22 protein-coding genes and 1 tRNA gene are annotated in these 20,671 nt (G+C 68.0%); 12 read left to right on the top strand and 11 right to left on the bottom strand.

The genetic code is table 11. The annotated features are described in order from the left end of the window. Both ACE5C1_RS17180 and msrA (ACE5C1_RS17175) read left to right on the top strand, forming a co-directional pair. On the top strand, positions 1–171 hold a 171-nt coding region (locus ACE5C1_RS17180; RefSeq protein WP_374945299.1), incomplete at its 5' end, for a DUF1489 family protein. A gap of 31 nt (positions 172–202) precedes the next feature. Beyond that, the gene (gene msrA / locus ACE5C1_RS17175) at positions 203–859 is read left to right on the top strand and encodes a peptide-methionine (S)-S-oxide reductase MsrA (RefSeq protein WP_374945297.1); all 657 of its coding nucleotides are present in this window, start codon (positions 203–205) and stop codon (positions 857–859) included. 7 nt (positions 860–866) lie between these two features. On the opposite strand, the gene ACE5C1_RS17170 is transcribed toward msrA (ACE5C1_RS17175), so the two are convergent. Beyond that, positions 867–2,582: an acyl-CoA dehydrogenase gene (locus ACE5C1_RS17170; protein WP_374945296.1), complete on the bottom strand. Its 1,716-nt coding sequence runs from the start codon at positions 2,580–2,582 to the stop codon at positions 867–869. 47 nt (positions 2,583–2,629) lie between these two features. Between ACE5C1_RS17170 and ACE5C1_RS17165 the strand changes: the two genes are divergently transcribed. Then, positions 2,630–3,562 (top strand): L-threonylcarbamoyladenylate synthase, encoded by a 933-nt coding sequence (locus ACE5C1_RS17165; protein WP_374945295.1) that lies wholly within the window; start codon positions 2,630–2,632, stop codon positions 3,560–3,562. 36 nt (positions 3,563–3,598) lie between these two features. On the opposite strand, the gene ACE5C1_RS17160 is transcribed toward ACE5C1_RS17165, so the two are convergent. Both ACE5C1_RS17160 and msrA (ACE5C1_RS17155) read right to left on the bottom strand, forming a co-directional pair. Continuing rightward, positions 3,599–3,880 (bottom strand): hypothetical protein, encoded by a 282-nt coding sequence (locus ACE5C1_RS17160; protein WP_374945294.1) that lies wholly within the window; start codon positions 3,878–3,880, stop codon positions 3,599–3,601. A gap of 155 nt (positions 3,881–4,035) precedes the next feature. Beyond that, the gene (gene msrA, locus ACE5C1_RS17155) at positions 4,036–4,578 is read right to left on the bottom strand and encodes a peptide-methionine (S)-S-oxide reductase MsrA (RefSeq protein ID WP_374945293.1); all 543 of its coding nucleotides are present in this window, start codon (positions 4,576–4,578) and stop codon (positions 4,036–4,038) included. Positions 4,579–4,645: 67 nt separating this feature from the next. Here msrA (ACE5C1_RS17155) and galE point away from each other — a divergent pair, with 67 nt between their 5' ends. Together galE and ACE5C1_RS17145 are read left to right on the top strand one after the other, a co-directional pair. After that, the gene (galE, locus tag ACE5C1_RS17150; protein WP_374945292.1) at positions 4,646–5,638 is read left to right on the top strand and encodes a UDP-glucose 4-epimerase GalE; all 993 of its coding nucleotides are present in this window, start codon (positions 4,646–4,648) and stop codon (positions 5,636–5,638) included. Beyond that, positions 5,635–6,468 carry an HpcH/HpaI aldolase/citrate lyase family protein gene (locus tag ACE5C1_RS17145; protein ID WP_374945291.1) on the top strand — a complete coding sequence of 278 codons (834 nt, stop codon included), beginning with the start codon at positions 5,635–5,637 and terminating at the stop codon, positions 6,466–6,468. Before galE ends, ACE5C1_RS17145 begins: the two co-directional genes overlap by 4 nt. On the opposite strand, the gene ACE5C1_RS17140 is transcribed toward ACE5C1_RS17145, so the two are convergent. The 4 genes from ACE5C1_RS17140 to folK all read right to left on the bottom strand — a co-directional run bounded on the left by ACE5C1_RS17140 (position 6,448) and on the right by folK (position 8,482). Continuing rightward, entirely contained in the window at positions 6,448–7,110 is a 663-nt protein-coding gene (locus ACE5C1_RS17140) for a phosphatase PAP2 family protein (RefSeq protein WP_374945290.1), read from the bottom strand. The genes ACE5C1_RS17145 and ACE5C1_RS17140 overlap by 21 nt on opposite strands. Continuing rightward, a complete protein-coding gene (locus ACE5C1_RS17135; RefSeq protein ID WP_374945289.1) occupies positions 7,107–7,655 on the bottom strand; it encodes a hypothetical protein in 549 nt (182 codons plus the stop codon). The genes ACE5C1_RS17140 and ACE5C1_RS17135 overlap by 4 nt, the downstream gene beginning before the upstream one ends. 254 nt (positions 7,656–7,909) lie before the next feature. Next, positions 7,910–7,985, bottom strand: a tRNA-Lys gene (locus ACE5C1_RS17130). Positions 7,986–8,005: 20 nt separating this feature from the next. Further along, positions 8,006–8,482 (bottom strand): 2-amino-4-hydroxy-6-hydroxymethyldihydropteridine diphosphokinase, encoded by a 477-nt coding sequence (folK, locus tag ACE5C1_RS17125; RefSeq protein WP_374945288.1) that lies wholly within the window; start codon positions 8,480–8,482, stop codon positions 8,006–8,008. A gap of 23 nt (positions 8,483–8,505) precedes the next feature. On the opposite strand from folK, the gene ACE5C1_RS17120 reads away from it, so the two are divergent. After that, entirely contained in the window at positions 8,506–9,207 is a 702-nt protein-coding gene (locus ACE5C1_RS17120) for a uracil-DNA glycosylase (RefSeq protein WP_374945287.1), read from the top strand. Between the two features lie 16 nt (positions 9,208–9,223). Then, positions 9,224–11,782, top strand: coding sequence for a type I DNA topoisomerase (topA, locus tag ACE5C1_RS17115; protein ID WP_374945286.1), 2,559 nt, complete (start codon positions 9,224–9,226; stop codon positions 11,780–11,782). 142 nt (positions 11,783–11,924) lie between these two features. Here topA and ACE5C1_RS17110 read toward each other — a convergent pair whose 3' ends face one another. Further along, positions 11,925–12,221 carry a hypothetical protein gene (locus ACE5C1_RS17110; protein WP_374945285.1) on the bottom strand — a complete coding sequence of 99 codons (297 nt, stop codon included), beginning with the start codon at positions 12,219–12,221 and terminating at the stop codon, positions 11,925–11,927. A gap of 78 nt (positions 12,222–12,299) precedes the next feature. Then, positions 12,300–13,133, bottom strand: a complete 834-nt coding sequence (gene panC / locus ACE5C1_RS17105) for a pantoate--beta-alanine ligase (protein WP_374945284.1) — start codon at positions 13,131–13,133, stop codon at positions 12,300–12,302. 74 nt (positions 13,134–13,207) lie between these two features. Between panC and ACE5C1_RS17100 the strand changes: the two genes are divergently transcribed. The 4 genes from ACE5C1_RS17100 to ACE5C1_RS17085 are packed head-to-tail and all read left to right on the top strand — an operon-like array spanning position 13,208 to position 16,441. Then, complete coding sequence (locus tag ACE5C1_RS17100; RefSeq protein WP_374945283.1) at positions 13,208–14,014, top strand: division plane positioning ATPase MipZ; 807 nt, start codon at positions 13,208–13,210, stop codon at positions 14,012–14,014. After that, positions 14,011–14,292: a J domain-containing protein gene (locus ACE5C1_RS17095; RefSeq protein WP_374945282.1), complete on the top strand. Its 282-nt coding sequence runs from the start codon at positions 14,011–14,013 to the stop codon at positions 14,290–14,292. Before ACE5C1_RS17100 ends, ACE5C1_RS17095 begins: the two co-directional genes overlap by 4 nt. Then, entirely contained in the window at positions 14,289–15,674 is a 1,386-nt protein-coding gene (gene pgmG, locus ACE5C1_RS17090; protein WP_374945281.1) for a phosphoglucomutase/phosphomannomutase PgmG, read from the top strand. Before ACE5C1_RS17095 ends, pgmG begins: the two co-directional genes overlap by 4 nt. 5 nt (positions 15,675–15,679) lie before the next feature. Beyond that, complete coding sequence (locus tag ACE5C1_RS17085; RefSeq protein WP_374945280.1) at positions 15,680–16,441, top strand: exonuclease domain-containing protein; 762 nt, start codon at positions 15,680–15,682, stop codon at positions 16,439–16,441. Positions 16,442–16,447: 6 nt separating this feature from the next. Here ACE5C1_RS17085 and ACE5C1_RS17080 read toward each other — a convergent pair whose 3' ends face one another. Next, a complete protein-coding gene (locus ACE5C1_RS17080; protein WP_374945279.1) occupies positions 16,448–17,179 on the bottom strand; it encodes a class I SAM-dependent methyltransferase in 732 nt (243 codons plus the stop codon). Between the two features lie 152 nt (positions 17,180–17,331). Here ACE5C1_RS17080 and ACE5C1_RS17075 point away from each other — a divergent pair, with 152 nt between their 5' ends. Continuing rightward, the gene (locus ACE5C1_RS17075; protein ID WP_374945278.1) at positions 17,332–18,156 is read left to right on the top strand and encodes an oxygenase MpaB family protein; all 825 of its coding nucleotides are present in this window, start codon (positions 17,332–17,334) and stop codon (positions 18,154–18,156) included. Here ACE5C1_RS17075 and gyrB read toward each other — a convergent pair. Beyond that, on the bottom strand, positions 18,153–20,669 hold the full coding sequence (gyrB, locus tag ACE5C1_RS17070) for a DNA topoisomerase (ATP-hydrolyzing) subunit B (protein ID WP_374945277.1): 2,517 nt from the start codon (positions 20,667–20,669) through the stop codon (positions 18,153–18,155). The two genes, ACE5C1_RS17075 and gyrB, sit on opposite strands and share 4 nt — an antisense overlap. Between the last annotated feature and the right edge of the window lie 2 nt (positions 20,670–20,671).

Below are 20,671 nucleotides of genomic sequence, written 5' to 3'. Positions count from 1 at the left end.
CACATCGACGCCGCACTGGTCCTCGTCCAGGCGCGTCCCAAGCGCGCGCACCAGGGCTGGCGCTATCTCGAGCATGCCGATGCGCCGGTCGATCTGGGCAACGGCGCGCAGGGGCTGGCCGAGATGCCGCCGGAACTGGTCGGCCGACTGGCCGAAGTGGCGCTTATCTAGCGCGGCGGCGAATGAAACCCATATGGGTTGCTTGCGCACCGCCATCCTCTCCGCCGCCGCAATCGGCGCCCTCGCCCTTGGTTTCGCCACTACCGGCGCCAGCGCCGAGCGCGCGGTCGTCATTCCCGCCGCCGCCATCGACGTGCCCGCCGCCAAAGGGCCGCAGGTCGCAGTACTCGCGGGCGGCTGCTTTTGGGGCATGGAGGCGGTGTTCGAGCATGTGAAGGGCGTGACCGGCGTGACTGCCGGCTATGCCGGCGGCACGCCTGCCACCGCGACCTACGACGCGGTGTCGACCGAGACGACGCGGCATGCCGAGGCGATCCGTATCACCTACGATCCCGCCAAGGTCAGCTACGCGACGCTGCTGCGCGTCTATTTCTCGATCGCGCACGATCCGACGGAGGTGAACCGGCAAGGCCCCGATAGCGGCCCGAGTTACCGCTCGGCGATCTTTCCACAGAGCCCCGATCAGGCCCGCGTCGCACGTGCGTACATCGCACAGCTCGGCCGCACCCGTGCCTGGAAACAGCCGATCGCGACGCGAATCGAGCAGGGCCGCTTCTTCCCAGCCGAGGCGTATCACCAGAACTTCTTCGACCGGAACCCCACCCATCCGTACATCGTGACCTGGGACAAGCCCAAGGTCGCGGCGTTCAAGGCGGGGTTCCCGACGCTGGCGCGCTAGAGTCGGCTCACGCCGCGAACGCCTCGGCTGCAACCGCGTAGAGAATGCCGGCGTCGGCGCTCGCAGCGGCTTCGAGGCCGAGCGCTTCGGGGACGATCTGTTCGAGGTAGAAGCGGACGGACGCGCGCTTCAAGGCGGCGAAATCGTCGGTGCCGGTGACGCTGGCCGCCTCGCGCTCCATCAGCCACCCACAGGTCGCGACCGACAGCATGGTCAGGAACGGATAGCTCGCCGCCAGTTTGTCGTCGGCATCGGCCGTCGCAAGGCGGCGGCCGATGCGCTCGCACGAATCGACCAGCGCAAGCAGCCGGGTGTCCTTGGTTTCGGCCCGAATATCGCTCACGAGCGCCGCGAACACGCCGCCATTATCGAGTGCCAGCTTGCGTCCGACGAGGTCGGCAGCCTGGATTCCGTTCGTCCCTTCGTAGATCGGAGTGATCCGCGCATCGCGGAAAAACTGCGCGGCGCCGGTCTCCTCGACATAGCCCATGCCGCCGTGGACCTGGATGCCGATGCTGGCGACCTCGTTGCCGAGGTCGGTTGCGTGCGCCTTGGCCAGCGGGGTAACGAGTTCGAGCCGGTTCTTTGCGCCCGCCTCCCCCAGCGTCGCGCGATCGACCTGCCCCGCGGCATAGTACACCAGCGCGCGCGCGGCTTGAGTCTGCGCTTTCATGCGGAGCAACATACGCCGCACGTCGGGGTGCTCGACGATCCGCACCGAGTCACGAACAGGCGAACCCGCGCGCGCCGACTGCACGCGGTCGAGTGCGTAGGCGACTGCGGCCTGGGTCGCGCCCTCCGCCACCTGCACCCCCTGCAGGCCGACGTTGAGGCGTGCGTTGTTCATCATCGTGAACATCGCACGCATGCCGCCATGCTCGGCACCGATCAGTTCGCCGATGCAATCGTCGGTGTCACCGAAGCTCAGCACGCAGGTGGGCGAGGCATGCAGTCCCATCTTGTGCTCGATCGAGACCACGTGGACGTCGTTCGCCGCGCCGGGCTTGCCATCCGCGTCGAGCCGGTATTTGGGCACGAGGAACAGCGAAATGCCGCGCGTGCCCACCGGGGCATCCGGCGTGCGCGCGAGGACGAGATGGACGATATTATCCGCCATGTCGTGGTCGCCGAAGGAAATGTAGATCTTGGTGCCCTTGATCGACCAGCGGCCGTCGCCGAGCGGCGTGGCGACCGTGCGCAGCGCACCGACGTCGGACCCGGCCTGCGGCTCGGTCAGGTTCATCGTGCCGGTCCATTCGCCGGTCGCAAGACGGGGGAGATAGTCCGTCTGTTGCTTCGTGGACCCGTGATGCTGCAACGCCTCGATCGCCCCGACGGTCAGCGTCGGGCAGAGAGCGAATGCCATGTTGGCAGTGCCAAGCGTCTCCAGCACCGCGGTCTGGATCACGAACGGCAGCCCCTGCCCGCCGAAGTCCTCGGGCACGCCGATCGTTCCCCAGCCGCCCTCGACATAGTCGCGATATGCCTGACCGTAGCCCTCGGGCATGACGACCCCGTCGGGCGTCCATTTTGCCCCGACGGTATCGCCGATCCGCGCGAGCGGCGCCCATTCACCGGCCGCGAACGCGCCGACGCCTTCGAGCACCGCATCGACAACGTCGTCGGAGGCGGCGGCGAAGCGATCGGTCGCCGCGAGATCGGCGATTCGCACAACGGTGTCGAGGACGAGTCGCTGCTCGCGCAGCGGCGGGGTGAAGGGCATCGGCGTCCTCTTATGCTGGTCGGTCGCCGCCGCTATAGCTCCGGGCGATGGCCAATCCAAACGCCCGCATCCGCCGCTACGAAACGGCTGCCCTGGCCGCCGCCGCGCAGGCGATCCTGGAAGGCGGCATCGTAGCAGTGCCGACCGAGACGGTGTACGGTTTGGCCGCCGACGCCACGCAGGCGCAGGCGGTTGCAAATATCTATGCCGTCAAAGGCCGACCTGCGTTCAACCCGCTGATCGTTCACGTCGCCAGCGCCGCAGCGGCAGAGGCGCTGGCGCTGTTCGATACGGACGCGCGTGCGTTGGCAGCGGCGTTCTGGCCCGGGCCGCTGACATTGGTGCTGCCGTTGCGCGAGGATGCGGGAATCGCGTCGTTGGTGACCGCAGGGCTTTCGACGATCGCGATCCGGGTGCCGGCGCACCGCGCGATGCAGGCGCTGCTGGCTGCGACGGGCAGGCCGCTGGCGGCACCTTCTGCCAACCGCAGCAACGGCATCAGCCCGACGCGGGCCGGACATGTCGCCACCAGCCTTGGCGACACGGCGCCGCTGATCCTCGACGATGGTCCGTGCACCGCAGGCGTGGAATCCACCATCGTCGCGGGCCATACCATCCTGCGCCAGGGACCGGTGACCGCGGCGATGATCGCGGCTGTGCTGGGGCGGGCGGCGGTGGCTGAAGGCGTCGAAGCGGTGACCGCGCCAGGACAGCTTGCCAGTCATTACGCGCCCAACAAGCCGCTGCGGCTCGACGCCACCGGGCCTGATCCCGACGAATGGATGATCGGCTTCGGTGCCGTCACGGGCAACGATACGCTGTCCGCATCCGGGGACGTTGTGGAGGCCGCATCACTGCTGTTCGACGCACTCCACCGTGCCGATGCGTCGGCAAAGCCGCGAATTGCGGTCGCGCCGGTGCCCGAAGCCGACATCGGCGCGGCGATTGCCGATCGCCTGCGGCGGGCAGCGCACCATTGACGTTTGAGCCACCCCAAGCGGGGTGACTCAGGTCCTTTACTTGACCGTCGCGGTGCCGTTGATCACCGCGGCCTTCTGCTCGTTGGTCATCGCATCGGCGTTGACGTCGGCATCGTCGACCGCATCGGCGCGGTCCTCGGCATTGTCCTTTACCGCGTCGGCCTGTTCGTGAAGGTTGTCGGCAGCGGCGTCGAGCGCATCCGCCTGGTTGTCTCCCGCATCCTTGACCTGACCGGCGAGCTTGTCGTCCCCCTTGCCACCGCACGCGGCGAGCGGCGCGGAGAGAAGGGCGAGGGCGGCGAGGGCGTGCAGCTTCATGGGGATACTCCGGTGTTGCGGAGCGCAGAACCGGCCACCCTCACGATTGTTCCGCAGCCGTTATGTGTCTCAGAGTCTGTTTTTGAAACTCGCGGAGGAGCGAGTTTCGAGCCGGCACCGTAAAAAAGCGCCGCGGCGCGTTTGCAAACGGACTCTCAGGCGGTCACCGCCGCCTTCGATCGTGCCGCGAAGCTCTTGCGCAGCTTCTGGAGCTTCGGCGGGATCACCGCCATGCAATAGCCGTTCGTCCGGCCCGAGGTTTCCCAGTAATCCTGGTGATAGCCCTCCGCTTCGTACCAGATCGTCATCGGTTCGATCGTGGTGACGATCGGGCGGGACTGATCGGCCTGCGCGCGCTCGATCGCCGCACGCATCTCGGTTTCCTGCGCATCGTCGACCGGGAACATCGCCGAGCGATATTGGGGGCCGACGTCGTTGCCCTGACGGTTCAGCTGGGTCGCGTCGTGCGTTGCGAAGAAGATATCGAGCAGGTCGCCCAATTGCAGCTGCGCGGGGTCGAAGCCGATGCGGATCGCCTCCGCATGGCCGGTGTCGCCGCCGCACACCTGCTTGTACGTCGGGTTTTCGACATCGCCGCCGATGTAGCCGCTCTCGACGCTCTCGACGCCGATGACGTCCTTGAACACCGCCTCGGTGCACCAGAAGCAACCACCCGCCAGGGTCACGTATTCGGTCATGCAAGCCTCCGTCATGTTCCCCAGGAGATAGGAAGCCGCTAAGCCGCCGCCAACCGAGGAGATGCAAATGCTGGACGGCAAGGTGATGGTAACGGGTGGCGCGGGGTATATCGGCAGCCACGCGGTGCTTGCGCTGCTCGATGCGGGCCACCAGGTCGTGGTCGTCGACAATCTCGTCACCGGGTTCGACTGGGCGGTCGATGCCCGCGCGACGCTGGTCGAGCTGGCGGTGGAGGACGCAAGCATCCGCGACGTCATCGCCGAACACCGGGTCGCTGCGATCCTGCATTTCGCAGGGTCGGTGGTGGTGCCCGAATCGGTTGCCGACCCGCTCAAATACTATCGCAACAACACCGCCGCGAGCCGATCGCTGATCGAGAGCGCGGTGGCGGCGGGCGTCGCGCACTTCATCTTCTCCTCGACCGCGGCGACCTATGGTACGCCCGCAAAGGTGCCCGTCGCCGAGGGCGATCCGACGATACCGATCAATCCCTATGGCATGTCGAAGCTGATGACCGAAGCGATGCTGCGCGACGTCGCCGCGGCGCACCCGATCAACTACGCGTGCCTGCGCTATTTCAACGTCGCGGGCGCCGATCCGCAGGGCCGTAGCGGCCAGTCGACGATCGGCGCGACCCATCTCATCAAGATCGCGGTCGAGGCGGCGATCGGCAAGCGCGATGGCGTCGGGGTGTACGGCACCGACTTCGACACCCCCGACGGTACCGGCGTACGCGATTACATCCATGTGTCGGACCTCGCCGCCGCGCACGTCGCCGCACTCGGGCTGCTGATCGAGCGACCCGCGGAGAGCCACACGCTCAACTGCGGCTACGGGCGCGGCTTCTCGGTGCTGGAGGTGCTCGACGCGGTCGACCGGGTGACCAATCTGACGATCGCGCGGCGTTTCGAAGGACGCCGCGCGGGCGATCCCGCGGCGTTGATCGCGGACAATGCGGCGATCCTGTCCGCGCTGCCGTGGCGGCCCGAGCGCGACGATCTCGACGGCATCGTCCGCGACGCGCTCGCCTGGGAGCGCAAGCTGGCCGAACGGGCATGAGGTTGCGCTCGCTATTGTTCGTTCCTGGCGATCGGCCCGAGCGGATGGTCAAAGCCGCGCAGCTGGAAGCCGACGCGTTGATCCTCGATCTTGAGGATGCGGTAGCGCCCGAGAACAAGCCCCGCGCACGGGCCGCGGTGGCGGCGTTCCTTCACGAGCCGCGGCGTGTCGCGGTCTTCGTGCGCATCAACCCGCTCGAGTCCGGGCTTGCCGAGGACGATTTGGCTGCGGTGCAGAGCGCCGCACCGGACGGCATCGTCCTGCCCAAGGCCGAAGGCGCGGCGTCGCTGGCGCGATTGGACGGCATGCTGTCGGACGGCACGCGCATCCTGCCGATCGCCAGCGAAACCGCGGCGGCGATCTTCACCCTCGGCACCTATGGCGGCGTGACCCAGCGGCTGTGCGGCCTGACCTGGGGTGCCGAGGATCTGCCCGCCGCGATCGGCGCGGCGACCGCACGTGAAGCCGATGGCAGCTACACCGCCCCCTATCAGGTGGCCCGCGCACTCGTCCTGTTCGGCGCACATGCCGCAGGGGTGCCCGCCATCGAGACCGTATACCCGGATTTTCGCGACCTCGACGGCCTCGCCGCTTATGCCGCGCGGGGACGGCGCGACGGCTTTACCGGCATGATGGCGATCCACCCCTCGCAGGTGCCGGTGATCAACGCCGCCTTCACCCCCTCGGCGGACGAGATCGCGCACGCCCGCCGCATCGTCGAGGCGTTCGCCGAAAACCCGGGCGCGGGCACGCTCCAGCTCGATGGGCGAATGATCGACGCGCCGCATCTGAAGGCGGCGCAAGCGTTGCTAACGCTCGCCGCCGAGTGATGCGCGCGCCTTTGCGGTCGCGAACCACCATGCGAGCGCCCACAGCGTGCCGAAGCTCCATCCCGCCAGCACATCGCTCGGCCAATGCACCCCGAGATACACCCGGCTGGCGCCGATCGCGCCGACCAGCAGGATCGCGACGATTGCCAGATACCGTTTCGTTCGGCGGTCCTGCGTCACCTGCGCGGCGAGTGCCGCCAGCGTCAGGTAGCAGACCGCGCTCGACGCCGCATGGCCGCTCGGAAAACTGGCATTGGTGACGGGAACCAGATGCGCGACCAGCTCGGGGCGAGCACGCGCGAAATGATCCTTGGCGAGATCGACGACCCGCCCGCCGCTCCAGCACGCCAGGACCGTTGCAGCGGCGGTGAGCGGCAGGCGCTGGACCAGCAGCAGCCCGGCGACCGCGAGCACGACGATCGTCAGCACCGTGCCGCTGCCCAGCGCGGTGACGTTGATCGCTGCGCCCGCCAGCCCGGCGGGGCCGCCCCAGGCACGCAAGCCGGTCAGGATCGCGCGGTCGAATTCGAACGGCCAGCGGTCGATCGCCATTCCCGCCAGCAGCACGACGACGATCGCCACCGCGCCCAGCCCGGCACCGATGAGCGGTGCGGGCAACCGCCGGTCACCAGAAGGGATCATGCCTGATGACCGCGCGCGAACGGCATACCGAACACGCTGCCCGATGCGGTCAGGAAGAAGGTCCATACGCCCTCATCAAAGATGCAATTGGCGATCGAGCCGCTCCATTCGATAAGCCCCAGCGGCTCGGCTGCGGACGTCATCACCATGCAGCCTCCTGGTACTGTACAGAACAGCGCGCCGTCGCACGCGACGTGCAGATCTTTGGGGCTGTTGAACCGCCGGCTGCGATACCGATCGACCGGGATCGTACGCCGCCGGGTATGCGGGCCGATGCGGTCGGGGCTGCGCCGGCCGCTGTCGGCGATGAGCAGGCCGCCGCGAGCGGAGAGCGCCAGCCCGTTCGCCCCGACGTCGCAGCCGAACCTGTTGCAGCTGTTCCAGCCCATCGGCGGGATCGGTGCGCTGGCGGGCGCGGGCGCGGCGTTGGGCAAGGCGGTCTGCGCCGCGGCAGGCACGATGGCGCACCACAGGAAGGCCAGGGCTGCCGCAAGCATCGCCGGGCGCGATGCCTGGCACGTGGCGGGCAAGGGATGGGTCGACAATCGGCTCTCCCTAGCGTTCGTGTTACCGCAACCTAGCAGGGGCTCCCGCGACTCGAAAGACCCTCATGGAGAGGACGGGATCATGGGCAATCGGCGAACCGCGCTGCATCCCTGGTTGCCTGGGCCGGTAGTCCCTCGGTCAAACTGTTCGATGCCGCCGGGCTGCCCGCAGGGCCGTTCGAGATCGCGCTGGCGCCGTGAGCCGAGCCTTGTCGCCCATGGCCACGGACGCGAGGGGACGTCCTGCACCGCCGTGGTGGGTCCGCCGGGGCTCGAACCCGGGACCTCTCGATTAAAAGTCGCTTGCTCTACCAACTGAGCTACGGACCCACGTTCGGCGTTGCCGCGACCTAGGAGCGTGGGCGCGGGCGGTCAACCGCCCGGGCCAATTGGCGGACCGTGCGTGCCGTCACCGGATCGCGCCAGCGCGGCGCGATGCGTGCCAGCGGATGGAGGACGAAGCCGCGAGTGCGAAAGGCTCGGTGCGGCACCGTCAGCCCGGCACTGCGCCACGCGCCCTGCGACCAGAGGACGATGTCGAGATCGAGCACCCGCGCGCCCCAAGCCCGCCCCGGCCTGCGCCCGAATGCGCGCTCGATCCGCTTCAGCCGCGCGAGCAGCGCAGGCGGCGGCTCTTCGCTCGCGATCAGTGCGACCGTATTGGCGTAACGCCGCCGCGATGGTCCGACCGCGTCGCTGCGGATCACCGGCGCCGCCGCCAGCACGCCGCCGACCGCGGCCAGCGCGGCCGCAAGCGTCCGCTCCGGCGCACCGTGACGGCCGTACACGTTCGATCCGAGTGCGATGGCATAGGTTGTCGCCGGCATGCCCGAGCGCGTAACGGGTCGCGATGATCTTCGCACCCTCCCCGATCCCCGAAACCGAACCGCCGCTCGATTGCCCGCGCTGCCCGCGCCTGGTCGCCTTTCGCGAAGAGTTGCGCGCCGAATATCCCGTGTGGTGGAACGCGCCCGTCAACGCGTTCGGCGACCGCGCGGCGTGGCTCGGCGTCATCGGCCTGGCGCCGGGCAAGCACGGCGCCAACCGCACCGGCCGCCCCTTCACCGGCGATTTCTCAGGGCAATTGTTGTTCCACACGTTGAGCAAATACGGGCTGGCGAGCGGAACCTATGCCGCGACGCCCGAGGACGATTTCCGGCTCCACGGCGCCATTGTCATCAACGCGGTCAAATGCCTGCCGCCCGCCAACAAGCCGACGCCCGAGGAAATTCGCACCTGCCGCCCCTTTCTGGAAGCGCAAGCCGCGGTGCTGCCCCACGCCCGCGTGTTCGTCGCGCTCGGCCAGATCGCGCACCAATCCGCGGTGAAGGTGCTCGGCGGACGGCTGCCCAAGGCCAAGTTCGGCCACCTCGCCGAACACCGCATGCCCGACGGCCGCATCCTGCTCGATAGCTATCACTGCTCGCGCTACAATCAGAACACCGGCCGTCTGACGACGCCGATGTTCGAAGCGGTGTTCGCCCGCGCGCTGGAGCTTCGCACCTCGCTTGACGCAGGCGATCCATCCCCCGATCCTCGCGCGTACACGTAAGGACCTGTTCCAACTCATGCAGCTTGTTATCGTCGAGTCGCCCGCCAAGGCGAAGACCATCGAGAAATATCTGGGCTCGGACTACCGGGTCCTCGCCTCGTACGGCCACGTCCGCGACCTGCCGCCCAAGGACGGGTCGGTCGATCCCGACGATGGTTTCGCGATGCTGTGGGAGAATTATGCCGACAAGGCCAAGCAGCTCAAAGCCATCGCCGACCTGTCGAAGACCGCCGAGCGGCTGATCCTCGCCACCGACCCCGATCGCGAGGGCGAGGCGATCTCCTGGCACGTCCAGGAGGTGCTGCGCAACCGCAAGGCGCTGCCCAAGGACGTTCAGCGCGTCACCTTCAACGCGATCACCAAACAGGCGGTGACCGAGGCGATGGCGCGGCCGCGCGAACTCGATACCGACCTGATCGACGCCTATCGGGCGCGCCGCGCGCTTGATTACCTGGTCGGCTTCACGCTGTCGCCGGTGCTGTGGCGCAAGCTGCCCGGCGCCAAGTCGGCAGGACGCGTGCAATCGGTGTCGCTGCGCCTGATCGTCGAGCGCGAGCGCGAGATCGAGGCGTTCCGGGCGCAGGAATATTGGTCGGTGATCGCCGATCTGGAGCATGACGGCACCCCGTTCGTGGCGCGGCTGGTGCAATGGGAGGGCAAGAAGCTCGACCGGCTTTCGATCGGCGGGGAGGGCGATGCGCTGAAAGCCAAGACGGCGGTCGAGGACGGCCGCTTCTCCGTCCAGACCGTCGAGACCAAGCCGACGACCCGCAACCCGCCGCCGCCCTTCACCACCTCGACCTTGCAGCAGGAGGCGGCGCGCAAGCTCGGCTTCTCCGCGGATCATACGATGCGGATCGCGCAGCAGCTCTACGAGGACGGCGCGATCACCTATATGCGCACCGACGGCGTGCAGATGGATCATTCGGCGATCTCCGCCGCGCGGCTCGCCGTCGCCAATCGCTACGACGCGAGCTACGTCCCCGACAAGCCGCGGCAGTACCAGACCAAGGCAAAGAACGCGCAGGAAGCGCATGAAGCGATCCGCCCGACCGATTTCGGGCGCGACAAGGTGGGATCGGGCGACCACGCCCGTCTATACGACCTCGTTTGGAAGCGCGCGCTCGCCAGCCAAATGGCTTCCGCGAGAATGGAACGGACGACGGTCGAACTGTCCGAGGGCACCGGCCGCCACGTCCTGCGCGCGACCGGGCAGGTCGTGCTCTTTCCCGGCTACCTCGCGCTCTACGAGGAAGGTCAGGACGATAGCGCGGATGAGGACGCCAGGCGCCTCCCGCGGCTGCGCGAGGGCGATGCCCCCGCCAAGAAGGCGGTCAACGCCGAGCAGCATTTCACCCAGCCGCCACCACGCTTCTCCGAAGCGTCGCTGGTCAAGCGGATGGAGGAGCTCGGCATCGGCCGTCCGTCGACTTATGCGTCGATCATCAAGACGTTGAAGGACCGCGCCTACGTCCAGGTCGAGAAGAACCGCTTCAAGGCTGAGGAGAGCGGACGGCTGGTGACCGCGTTCCTGGAGCGCTTTTTCCCCAAATACGTCGGCTACGATTACACCGCCGAGCTGGAGGACGAGCTCGACGAGGTGTCGGGGGGCCGCGCGGGGTGGCAGGCGGTGCTCGACGCCTTCTGGCGCGACTTCAAGCCGCTGACGACCGAGGTGATGGAGCAACAACCCTCGGCGATCACCGCCGAACTCGACCAGTTTCTCGCGCCTTATTTGTTTCCCGACAAGGCCGACGGCACCGACCCGCGGCTGTGCCCCAATTGCAACGTGGGGAGTCTGGCGCTGCGCGGCGGCAAATTTGGCGCGTTCATCGCCTGCTCCAACTACCCGGAATGCAAATACACCCGTCGCTTCGCGCAGCCCGGCGGCGAGGGCGAGGATTCCGTACCCGAGTCGCTCGGCAAGGATCCCGAAACCGGCTTGCCGGTCGAGCGCAAATCGGGGCGGTTCGGGCCATACATCCAGCTCGGCGAAGGCAAGGAGGCCAAGCGCGCGTCGATCCCCAAGGATATTCCCGAGCTCGATCTGGAATGGGCGCTCAAGCTGCTGAGCCTGCCGAGGACGATCGGCACGCACCCGGAGACGGCTGAACCGATCACCGCGTCGATCGGGCGGTATGGACCGTATCTGGCGCATGCGGGCAAGTATGCGCGGCTGACCTCGACCGCTGACGTGTTCGAAACAGGGATGAACGCCGCGGTGGTCAAGCTGGCGGAAGCCGCGGCGGGCGGCGGACGGCCGCAACGCGGAGCCGCCGCGCCGCTCAAGGTGCTGGGCGCGCATCCGCGGACCGAGGCGGAGATCAGGCTGATGGAGGGACGCTACGGTCCTTACGTCACCGACGGCGAGACCAATGCGACGCTGCCGAAGACAATTCAGCCCGACGCGCTGACGCTGGAGGAAGCCGCGCAACTGATCGACGCGCGCGCCGCGGCAGCGCCGAGCAAGAGCAAGAAGAAGGTGGTCAAGAAGGCGCCACCGAAGAAGGCACCTGCGAAAGCTACGGGAACAAAACTCGCCGCGAAGAAGCCTGCGGCCAAAAAGGCGGGCTGATCTCTATCCCGTCACCCCGGACTTGTTCCGGGGTCCGGGGTGCTTCGCGCGAAAGGCTATGATCTCTGAGCGCATCGCCTGCCTCGCGCTGGACCCCGGAACAAGTCCGGGACGGAGCATGCAGCGTGGGCTGAGACCTCGGTTAAGCCGCCAATCGGCGCGTCGCGCCCAGCCACGCCCGCGCCTGCCGCTGCGCTTCGGCGATCTCGCGCGCGGTCATGTCCTCGGCCACGTCAGCGCGTGCTTCCGCCGCTTCGACCATGCCCGACACGGCCGCCAGGTTGAACCATTTGTGCGCTTCGATCAGGTCGATGCCATAGTCCGACGTTCCCATCGAATAGACGATCCCCAGATCGTACAATGCGTTCGCGTCGCCGCGTGCGGCGTCGATCAGCCGGCGTTCCATCAGGAATTGCGCGCTCTTCAGGCTCTGGCCCATGTGTCGCCCCCGTCACCCTATCGTGATGGGGCGGTATGGGACGAGTCGTGTCTACAAATGGTTAACGGGTTAACCGTGTCATACCGCCACGTTGTCGATGAGCCTGGTCGCGCCCATCCGCGCCGCCGCGAGCAGCCTGCGCGGACGATCGGGCGCGGGATCGGGGATGAGCGTCTCGGCGTCGGCCAGCGCGACATAGTCGACCGTGAACCCCGCCCCGGCCAGCGCGGTGCGCGCGTCGTTCAGCGCATCCTCGACGGCGTCCCCCCGCGCGATCGCACGCGCCGCTACACCCAGAGCACGCGGCAACGCGACGGCGCGCGCGCGCTCGTCGTCGTCGAGATAGACATTGCGCGACGACAGCGCGAGCCCGTCGTCCTCACGCTGGGTCGGCACCCCGACGATCTCGACGGCGAAATCGAGATCTGCGACCATCCGGCGGATGACCGCCAATTGCTGGAAATCCTTTTCGCCGAAATACGCGGCATCGGGGCGGACCTGGTTGAACAGCTTCGCCACCACCGTCGCGACCCCGTCGAAATGCCCGGGCCGCGCCGCGCCGTCGAAGCGGTCGCTCACCCTCGACACCGACACGTTGGTCGCGAAGCCCGCCGGGTACATCTCCTCGGCCGAGGGCAGCCAGGCGAGGTCGCACCCCGCCTCGCTCAGCATCCTGAGGTCCGCCATTTCCTTGCGCGGATAGCGCGACAAATCCTCGTTCGCGCCGAACTGCTTCGGGTTGACGAAGATCGACGCCACCACCTTGGTGCCCGGTCGCCGTGCCGCTTCGACCAGCGCCATGTGCCCGGCATGATGCGCCCCCATCGTCGGCACCAGCGCGACGCGCGCGCCCTCCGACCCCCAGGCGGCGAGGGCCTCACGCAACGGCGCAAGCTCGCGAATGGTCAACACGTTTTTCCCCTCGTTCCCCGGCCCCGGGGCTTCTATGGAGGGGAAACCACGCAATCAACAAGGGATGCGCCGACTTGCCGGGGGCCACACCGCACATCATCGTCTTCGCCAACGAGAAGGGCGGCACCGGCAAGTCGACGACCGCGGTCCACGTCGCGATCGCGCTCGCCGCCAAGGGCGCGCGTGTCGCCTGCCTCGATCTCGACCATCGCCAGCGCACCGTTGGCCGCTACCTCGACAACCGCGCCGAGACGGTAAAGCGCACCGGCGCCGAGCTGCCGATGCCCGCCCACGCGACCCATACCAGCCAGTCCGAGGACGGCTTCCAGGACCTGTGGGGCCGCCTGTCGGAAGGTACCGACTATCTCGTCGTCGACACCCCCGGCCGCGACGACCAGTTCGCGCGTACCGCCGCGACGCTGTCGAACACACTGGTCACCCCGATCAACGACAGCTTCGTCGATTTCGACCTCATCGGCCAGGTCGATCCCGAGACCTATCAGGTCAAGCGCCCGAGCTTCTATTCCGAACTGATCTGGGACGTCCGCAAGCAGCGCGCGCGCGCCGACGGGACGACGATCGACTGGGTCGTGCTGCGCAACCGGCTCCAGCATATCGAGGCGCGCAATATGCGCCGCGTCTCCGACGCGCTCGGGCAATTGTCGAAGCGGGTCGGTTTCCGTCTCATTCCGGGACTCGGCGAACGCGTGATTTACCGCGAGATGTTCCCCGCCGGGCTGACGATGATCGATTCCAAGGCGTTCGGGTCGATGGGACTCGCCCATGTCGCCGCGCGGCAGGAGTTGCGCGAGATGATGGCCGCGTTGCAGCTGCCGGACCCTGTCGCGACCGAACCCGCAATCCCCGGCGTCGCCGCATGATGAAGTGGCTGCTCGTCCTGGCGATCGTCTACGGTGCGTGGGTATTCCTGCGCCGCAAGCGCAAGCGCGCCGCGGTCGACGCCAGGCTGGTGCGCGATGCCGCAGAGGCGCGCAATATTCTCGGCGTGTCGGCGCACGACGACGCCGACGCGATCCGCGCCGCGCACCGCCGCATCCTGGCCGACGTCCATCCCGACCGTGGCGGATCGACCGAGCTCGCAGGCCGCGCCAACGCTGCGCGCGACCTGCTGCTGTCCTTGCGCCAAGGCACGACTTGACGCACCGCATCGACCCCGCGGCGCTGCGCGAGTACGACGTCCGCGGCATCGTCGGCCAGACGCTCGGCGAGGACGACGCCTATGCGATCGGCCGCGGCTTCGCGACGTGCATCCGCCGAGCAGGCGGCACGCGCCTCGCGGTGGGACGCGACGGGCGCACCACCTCGCCGATGCTCGAAGCCGCGCTGATCGAGGGGCTGGCAGCGAGCGGCGTCGACGTCGTCCGCATCGGGCTGGGCCCAACGCCGATGCTCTACCACGCCGAGCGCACCCTTGAGGTCGACGGCGGCGTCCAGGTCACCGGCAGTCACAACCCGGCGGAGTATAATGGCTTCAAGCTCGTCCACGCGCACCGCTCCTTCTTCGGCGCGGCCATCCAGGGGCTCGCGACGATGGCCGAGGCAGGCGATTGGGAGGAAGGCGCGGGCACCGTCACTGACGCCGATGTCCTCGACGCCTATGTCGGGCGGCTGCTGTCGGGCTATGCGGGCGGCGCGTTCCGCATCGCCTGGGACTGCGGCAACGGCGCGGCGGGGCCCGCGATCGAGCGCCTCGCTGCGCAGCTGCCCGGCGAACATTACCTGCTTTTCGCCGAGGTCGACGGCGCCTTCCCCAACCATCACCCCGACCCCACAATCGAGGCGAACCTCGCCGATCTCAAGCGCGTCGTTGCTGAGCGGAACCTCGATTTCGGCGTCGCCTTCGACGGCGACGGCGACCGGATCGGTGCGGTCGATGCGCACGGCCGGGTCGTCTGGGGCGACCAGCTCCTCGCCATCCTTGCCGAACCCGCGCTGCGCGCGCATCCTGGCGCGACGATCGTCGGCGACGTCAAGGCGAGCCGCACGCTGTTCGACCGGATCGCCGCGCTCGGTGGCAGGCCGGTGATGTGGAAATCGGGCCACAGTCTGATGAAGGAAAAGATGATCGAGACCGGCGCGGCCTTGGGCGGCGAGATGTCGGGGCACATCTTCTTCGGGGAGGCGCAAGGCGGCTTCGACGACGCACCGTATGCCGCGGTCCAGCTGATCCGCGCGGTGCATCTGTCGGGCGGTTCGCTGGCAGACTTGCGCAACGCGCTGCCCTCGCTGGTCGCCAGTCCCGAGATCCGCGTGCCCGTCGACGAGTCGCGCAAGTTCGCCATCGTCGATGCGGTGGTGACCAGGCTGAACGCCGAGGGTGCCGACATCGACCGCACCGACGGCGCGCGCGTGACGACCGGCGACGGCTGGTGGCTGCTGCGCGCATCGAACACTGAACCCGCGCTCACCGTACGCGCCGAAGCCCCCGACCAGCCGGGACTCGACCGGCTCCTCGCAGAGATTGAGACGCGGCTAAGTATCGAGGGCGTCTCGATTTTTCTAGCCGGCGATCCCAGATAGGCACCATGCCCGCACCGCAGCCCGAGATCGTCCGCGTCGTCGACCTGGAAACCACCGGCAGCGCACCGCCCGCGCACGGGGTGTGCGAGATCGGCTGGCAGGACGTGGCGCTCGGCAAGGACGGCCGCTGGGAGCTTCACGGCGAGGGCGGGAGCACGCTCGTCAACCCGGGACGCCCGATCCCACCGGTGACGATGGCTATCCACCATATTCGCGACGAGGACGTCGCGGAGTCGCCGTGGTGGCAGGATTGCGCCCGGCCCGTGCTCGATCCTTGGCCGCGGCGCGTCGCGCTTGCCGCGCACCGCGCCGACTTCGAACAGAGCTTCTGCACGCCTGCGCTGACTCGCAACGCCGACTGGATCTGCACCTGGAAGTGCGCGCTCAGGCTTTGGCCCGACTCGCCCAGCTTCTCCAATCAGGTGCTGCGCTACTGGCGGCGCCCGCATGGCATCGACCACGAACGCGGATTGCCCGCCCACCGTGCCTTCCCCGACGCCTATGTCACCGCGTTCCATCTGCGCGACATGCTCAACGAAGCCAGCGTGGCGCAGCTGATCGAATGGTCGCGCAACCCCGGGCTGCTACCGCGCGTCCGCTACGGCCCAGACCGCGGCAAGGACTGGCGCGAGATCGGGCACGAATCGCTGATGGCGTTCCTCACCGACCGCGACGCCGACATCCGCTTCACCGCGCAGGCCGAGTTCGACCGGCGCAGCGGCGGCGGCTCGGTCGGCAAGCCGAGCGCGCAGGATTTGCTGCTGTAAGCGGTCTCAGGGCTTCCGGAACTTGTAGACGAACTGGTCGGTCCTCCCCCGGATCGCCGGGTCGAACACGTTCTTCGCGTGATCGTCCGCCGGGTTGCGCAGCACCCGCGACTCGCCGACAAAGCGGAAGCCCGCCGCCTGGACTTGGCGCTTGACCGCGTCGGGGTCGATCCGGTGCTTCGTCTCGGTCCCCGTCATCGCGCTTCCAGCCGCGTCGGCGTGGTCGATGACGACATAGGTGCCGCCCTTCTTCAGCAACTTGAACACCGCCGCATCGAACGCGCGTAGCGCCGGTTCGCCCGCGCCCTTGTTGGGGATGTCGTGATAGTTCTGGACGGTCCAGAACACGTCGACCGGACGGGGCGCGGTCGGCAGATTGGTCGCCTGTACCTCGGCGGTGACGTTGGCGAGCCCGCGCGCCTGGATCCCGGGCAACGTCTTTTCCGCGTATTTCGCGCCCGCCGCCGGCCACACCGCATAGACATGCCCCTTGGGTCCGACGACACCCGAAAAGATGCGCGTCCAATAGCCCGCGCCCGGCAGGAAATCGACGACGACGTCGCCCGGCTTCGCACCGGAGAAGGCGACGACGGCCGCCGCCTGGCGCCGCGCGTCGTCGCCCTGCTGGTCGGCGCGCGCAGGGTCGGCAAGCGCCGCGGTGACGCCGGGCGGCACGGTTTGCGCGGAGGCACCGGTGGCGAGCGCCAGTGCGATGACGACGGGAACGAAGGTCTTCATGGAACGGTCTCCTGCGGTGCTTCGGCGCGCATCATTGCGTGCGGCGGCCCCGCTGTCGAGGCGGATCGACCGATACGCCCGGGCGTTGGCGAACGCGAGCACCGGGAGACTGCCATGCCGCGCGACCAGCCCCCGACGATCCGCGCACTTGCGTGAAGGACACCATTCGCCAGGGAATCGGCATGCGGCTGCGCGCCCTCGTCGGCTCGGGGACGCAGGACCTGTCGCGTGCAGCCGACGACCACGGACTGTTCGGCCCCGACCCGGTCGCCGCCCGCGTCCACGGCGACTTTCCCGCGATGATGGTCGGCGGTATCGCGTCGCTGCTGCTCCAGATGCTGCATCCCTCGGCGCTCGCAGGGGTGTGGGACCATTCCGACTTCCGCCGCGACCGCTACGGCCGCCTCCGGCGCACCGCGCAGTTCATCGCGGTTACGACCTTCGGCGCCACAGCCCGGGCGGAGGCGCAGATCGCGCGCGTCCGCCGCATCCATGACCATGTTGCCGGCGTCCTGCCCGACGGCACGCCTTATGCCGCAACCGACCCCGCGCTGCTGCGCTTTGTCCATGTCGCGGAGACATGGAGCTTTCTCGCCGCACACCGCCGTTATGTCACGCCACGGATGCCGGTCGCCGAACAGGATCGTTACTGCGCCGAGACCGCGGTCGTCGCCGAGGGACTTGGCGCGATGCAGGTGCCGCACAGCCGCGCGGAGCTCGACGCCTGCCTGCGCGAAGCACGCCCGGCGCTGCGCCACGACGCGCGGACAGCCTCGGTCGCACGCGCGCTGCTCGCCCGCGACACGTCCGCGCTCGCGCCGATGCAGGCGATCCTGATCGAGGGCGCGATCGACCTGTTGCCGCCGTGGGCCGCGGCGATGCACGGATTCGACCGGCCTGCGCTGACCAAGCCCATCGTGCGCGCAGGCGTGGAGCGGCTCGGCCGGGTGCTGCGGTGGGCGCTCAACCCCACCTAGACGTCCAGATTTGCGACGTTCAGTGCATTGTCCTGGATGAACTCGCGCCGCGGTTCGACGACTTCGCCCATCAGACGGCTGAACACCTCGTCCGCCGCCGACAGATCGTCGCTGGTGACCCGCAGCATCGTGCGCACCGCCGGATCCAGCGTTGTTTCCCACAGCTGCTCGGCATTCATCTCCCCCAGTCCCTTGTAGCGCTGGATCGCCAGCCCCTTGCGCCCCGCCGCCAGTATCGCCTCCAGCAACTGGCTCGGCCGCGACACGCGCGACTGGCCGCGGGTGAGCGTGGTCGCGTTGCCGTCCTCGTCGGTGGCGACATCGTCCTCGAGCGGCGGCGCGACCTGCGCCAGGCCTTTCATCGGCACCAGTTTGGCTTCGGTCGCGAAGCTCTCGGCCTGCTCTGCGGTCAACGCGTGGAGCTTGCGCGATTCGGCCGATGCCACGAACGTCGCCTCGACGATGTGATGATCGGTCACCCCGCGCCACAGCCGCTCGAAATGCACGCCGCCGTCCTCGGTCAGTGCTGCCGACCAGCGCGCCTCGACGTCGCCGTCGTCGAGCCGCCCGACGACGCCCTGCACCGCAGCCTCGCGCCCCGCGCGGTCGAGCGCGGGATCGAGCGCGCCGCCCAGCGCCAGCGCCTCGATGATCATCGGATCGTAGCGCCTGGGCACGTAGCGCATCAGCGTGCGCATCCGCCGCGCGTGATCGACCAGGTCCTTCAGGTCCGGGCCGAACCGCGCGCCGCCCGCGGTTTCCAGCATCATCGCCGCGACGCCCGCATCGACCAGATAGTCGTCGAGCGCGGCATCGTCCTTCAGATACACTTCGGAGCGGTTCTTGGTCGCCTTGTACAGCGGCGGCTGCGCGATGAAGAGGTGCCCCGCGGCGATGATCTCGGGCATCTGGCGATAGAAGAAGGTCAGCAGCAGCGTGCGGATATGCGCGCCGTCGACGTCGGCGTCGGTCATGATGACGATCTTGTGATAGCGCAGCTTGGCGACGCTGAATTCGTCGCGGCCGATGCCGGTGCCCATTGCCTGGATGAGCGAGATGATCTCCTTGGACGACAGCATCCGGTCGTGGCGCGCACGCTCGACGTTCAGGATCTTGCCGCGAATGGGGAGGATCGCCTGATATTCGCTGTCGCGCCCCGATTTGGCCGAGCCGCCCGCCGAATCGCCCTCGACGATGAACAATTCGGCCTTGGACGCATCCTTTTCGCGGCAGTCGTGGAGCTTGCCGGGCAGCCCGCCGATATCCATCACGCCCTTGCGCCGGGTCAGTTCGCGCGCCTTCTTGGCCGCCTCGCGCGCCGCCGCGGCGTCGATCACCTTGGCGACGATCGACTTCGCATGGCCGGGGTTCTCCTCCAGCCATTGCGCCAATTTGTCCGCCATCAGCGATTCGAGCGGCTGGCGGACTTCGGACGAGACCAATTTGTCCTTGGTCTGCGAGCTGAACTTGGGGTCGGGCAGCTTGACCGAGACGATCGCGGTCAGCCCCTCGCGCATGTCGTCGCCGGTGAGGCTGACCTTTTCCTTCTTCAACATGCCGCTCTTGTCGGCGTAATTATTGAGCGTGCGCGTCAACGCCGCGCGGAACGCGGCCAGATGCGTGCCGCCGTCGCGTTGCGGAATGTTGTTGGTGAAGGCCAGGACGTTCTCGTAATAACTGTCGTTCCACTCCAGCGCGACATCGATCGTCACGTCGTCGCGGGTGCCGCTGATCGCCACCGGTTCGGGCATCAGCGGGGTCTTGGCACGATCGAGATATTTCACGAACGCGGCGATCCCGCCCTCGTAATACAGCTCGACCGTCTTGGGCTCGTCATGCCGCGCGTCGGTCAGGAACAGGCGAACGCCCGAATTGAGGAACGCCAGCTCGCGGTAGCGGTGCTCCAGCTTGTCGAAATCGAACTCGACGATCTTGAAGGTGGCGGGCGAGGGCAGGAAGGTGACGCGTGTCCCCTTCTTTCCGATCGCATCGCCGACCCGCTTCAATGGCGCGACCGCATCGCCGAACGCGAAGCGCATATAATTCTCTTCGCCGTCGCGCCAGATCGTCAGGTCGAGCCATTCGCTCAGCGCATTGACCACCGACACGCCGACCCCGTGCAGCCCGCCCGAGACCTTGTAGGCGTTGTCGTCGGACGTATTCTCGAACTTGCCGCCGGCGTGGAGCTGGGTCATGATGACCTCGGCCGCCGACACGCCTTCCTCGGGGTGGATGCCGGTCGGAATGCCGCGGCCGTTGTCGGTGACGCTGACCGACCCGTCGGGGTTCAGGACGATGTCGATCCGGTCGCAATGCCCGGCCAGCGCCTCGTCGATCGCGTTGTCGCTGACCTCGAACACCATGTGGTGGAGGCCCGAGCCATCGTCGGTATCGCCGATGTACATCCCAGGCCGCTTGCGCACTGCGTCGAGGCCCTTGAGCACCTTGATCGAGGAGGCGCCGTAATCGTTCTGATTGGGGTTTTCGGCGGAGTTGGGGATGTCGTCGTTCATGC

Origin of the sequence: Sphingomonas sp., assembly GCF_964263785.1 — a bacterium.
In the GTDB taxonomy this organism is placed as follows: domain Bacteria; phylum Pseudomonadota; class Alphaproteobacteria; order Sphingomonadales; family Sphingomonadaceae; genus Sphingomonas.
This window is presented reverse-complemented; position numbering and strand designations above follow the sequence as displayed.

What these genes read in the sequence shown, in the direction of transcription:
- folK (WP_374945288.1), bottom strand. Translation starts at nt 8,482, where the DNA reads ATGCCGGCGACAACCTATGCCATCGCACTCGGATCGAACGTGTACGGC.
- msrA (WP_374945293.1), bottom strand. Translation starts at nt 4,578, where the DNA reads ATGACCGAATACGTGACCCTGGCGGGTGGTTGCTTCTGGTGCACCGAG.
- topA (WP_374945286.1), top strand. Translation starts at nt 9,224, where the DNA reads ATGCAGCTTGTTATCGTCGAGTCGCCCGCCAAGGCGAAGACCATCGAG.
- ACE5C1_RS17085 (WP_374945280.1), top strand. Translation starts at nt 15,680, where the DNA reads ATGCCCGCACCGCAGCCCGAGATCGTCCGCGTCGTCGACCTGGAAACC.
- ACE5C1_RS17170 (WP_374945296.1), bottom strand. Translation starts at nt 2,582, where the DNA reads ATGCCCTTCACCCCGCCGCTGCGCGAGCAGCGACTCGTCCTCGACACC.
- gyrB (WP_374945277.1), bottom strand. Translation starts at nt 20,669, where the DNA reads ATGAACGACGACATCCCCAACTCCGCCGAAAACCCCAATCAGAACGAT.
- galE (WP_374945292.1), top strand. Translation starts at nt 4,646, where the DNA reads ATGCTGGACGGCAAGGTGATGGTAACGGGTGGCGCGGGGTATATCGGC.
- ACE5C1_RS17160 (WP_374945294.1), bottom strand. Translation starts at nt 3,880, where the DNA reads ATGAAGCTGCACGCCCTCGCCGCCCTCGCCCTTCTCTCCGCGCCGCTC.
- ACE5C1_RS17080 (WP_374945279.1), bottom strand. Translation starts at nt 17,179, where the DNA reads ATGAAGACCTTCGTTCCCGTCGTCATCGCACTGGCGCTCGCCACCGGT.
- ACE5C1_RS17145 (WP_374945291.1), top strand. Translation starts at nt 5,635, where the DNA reads ATGAGGTTGCGCTCGCTATTGTTCGTTCCTGGCGATCGGCCCGAGCGG.
- ACE5C1_RS17120 (WP_374945287.1), top strand. Translation starts at nt 8,506, where the DNA reads ATGATCTTCGCACCCTCCCCGATCCCCGAAACCGAACCGCCGCTCGAT.
- ACE5C1_RS17110 (WP_374945285.1), bottom strand. Translation starts at nt 12,221, where the DNA reads ATGGGCCAGAGCCTGAAGAGCGCGCAATTCCTGATGGAACGCCGGCTG.
- ACE5C1_RS17095 (WP_374945282.1), top strand. Translation starts at nt 14,011, where the DNA reads ATGATGAAGTGGCTGCTCGTCCTGGCGATCGTCTACGGTGCGTGGGTA.
- ACE5C1_RS17140 (WP_374945290.1), bottom strand. Translation starts at nt 7,110, where the DNA reads ATGATCCCTTCTGGTGACCGGCGGTTGCCCGCACCGCTCATCGGTGCC.
- ACE5C1_RS17165 (WP_374945295.1), top strand. Translation starts at nt 2,630, where the DNA reads ATGGCCAATCCAAACGCCCGCATCCGCCGCTACGAAACGGCTGCCCTG.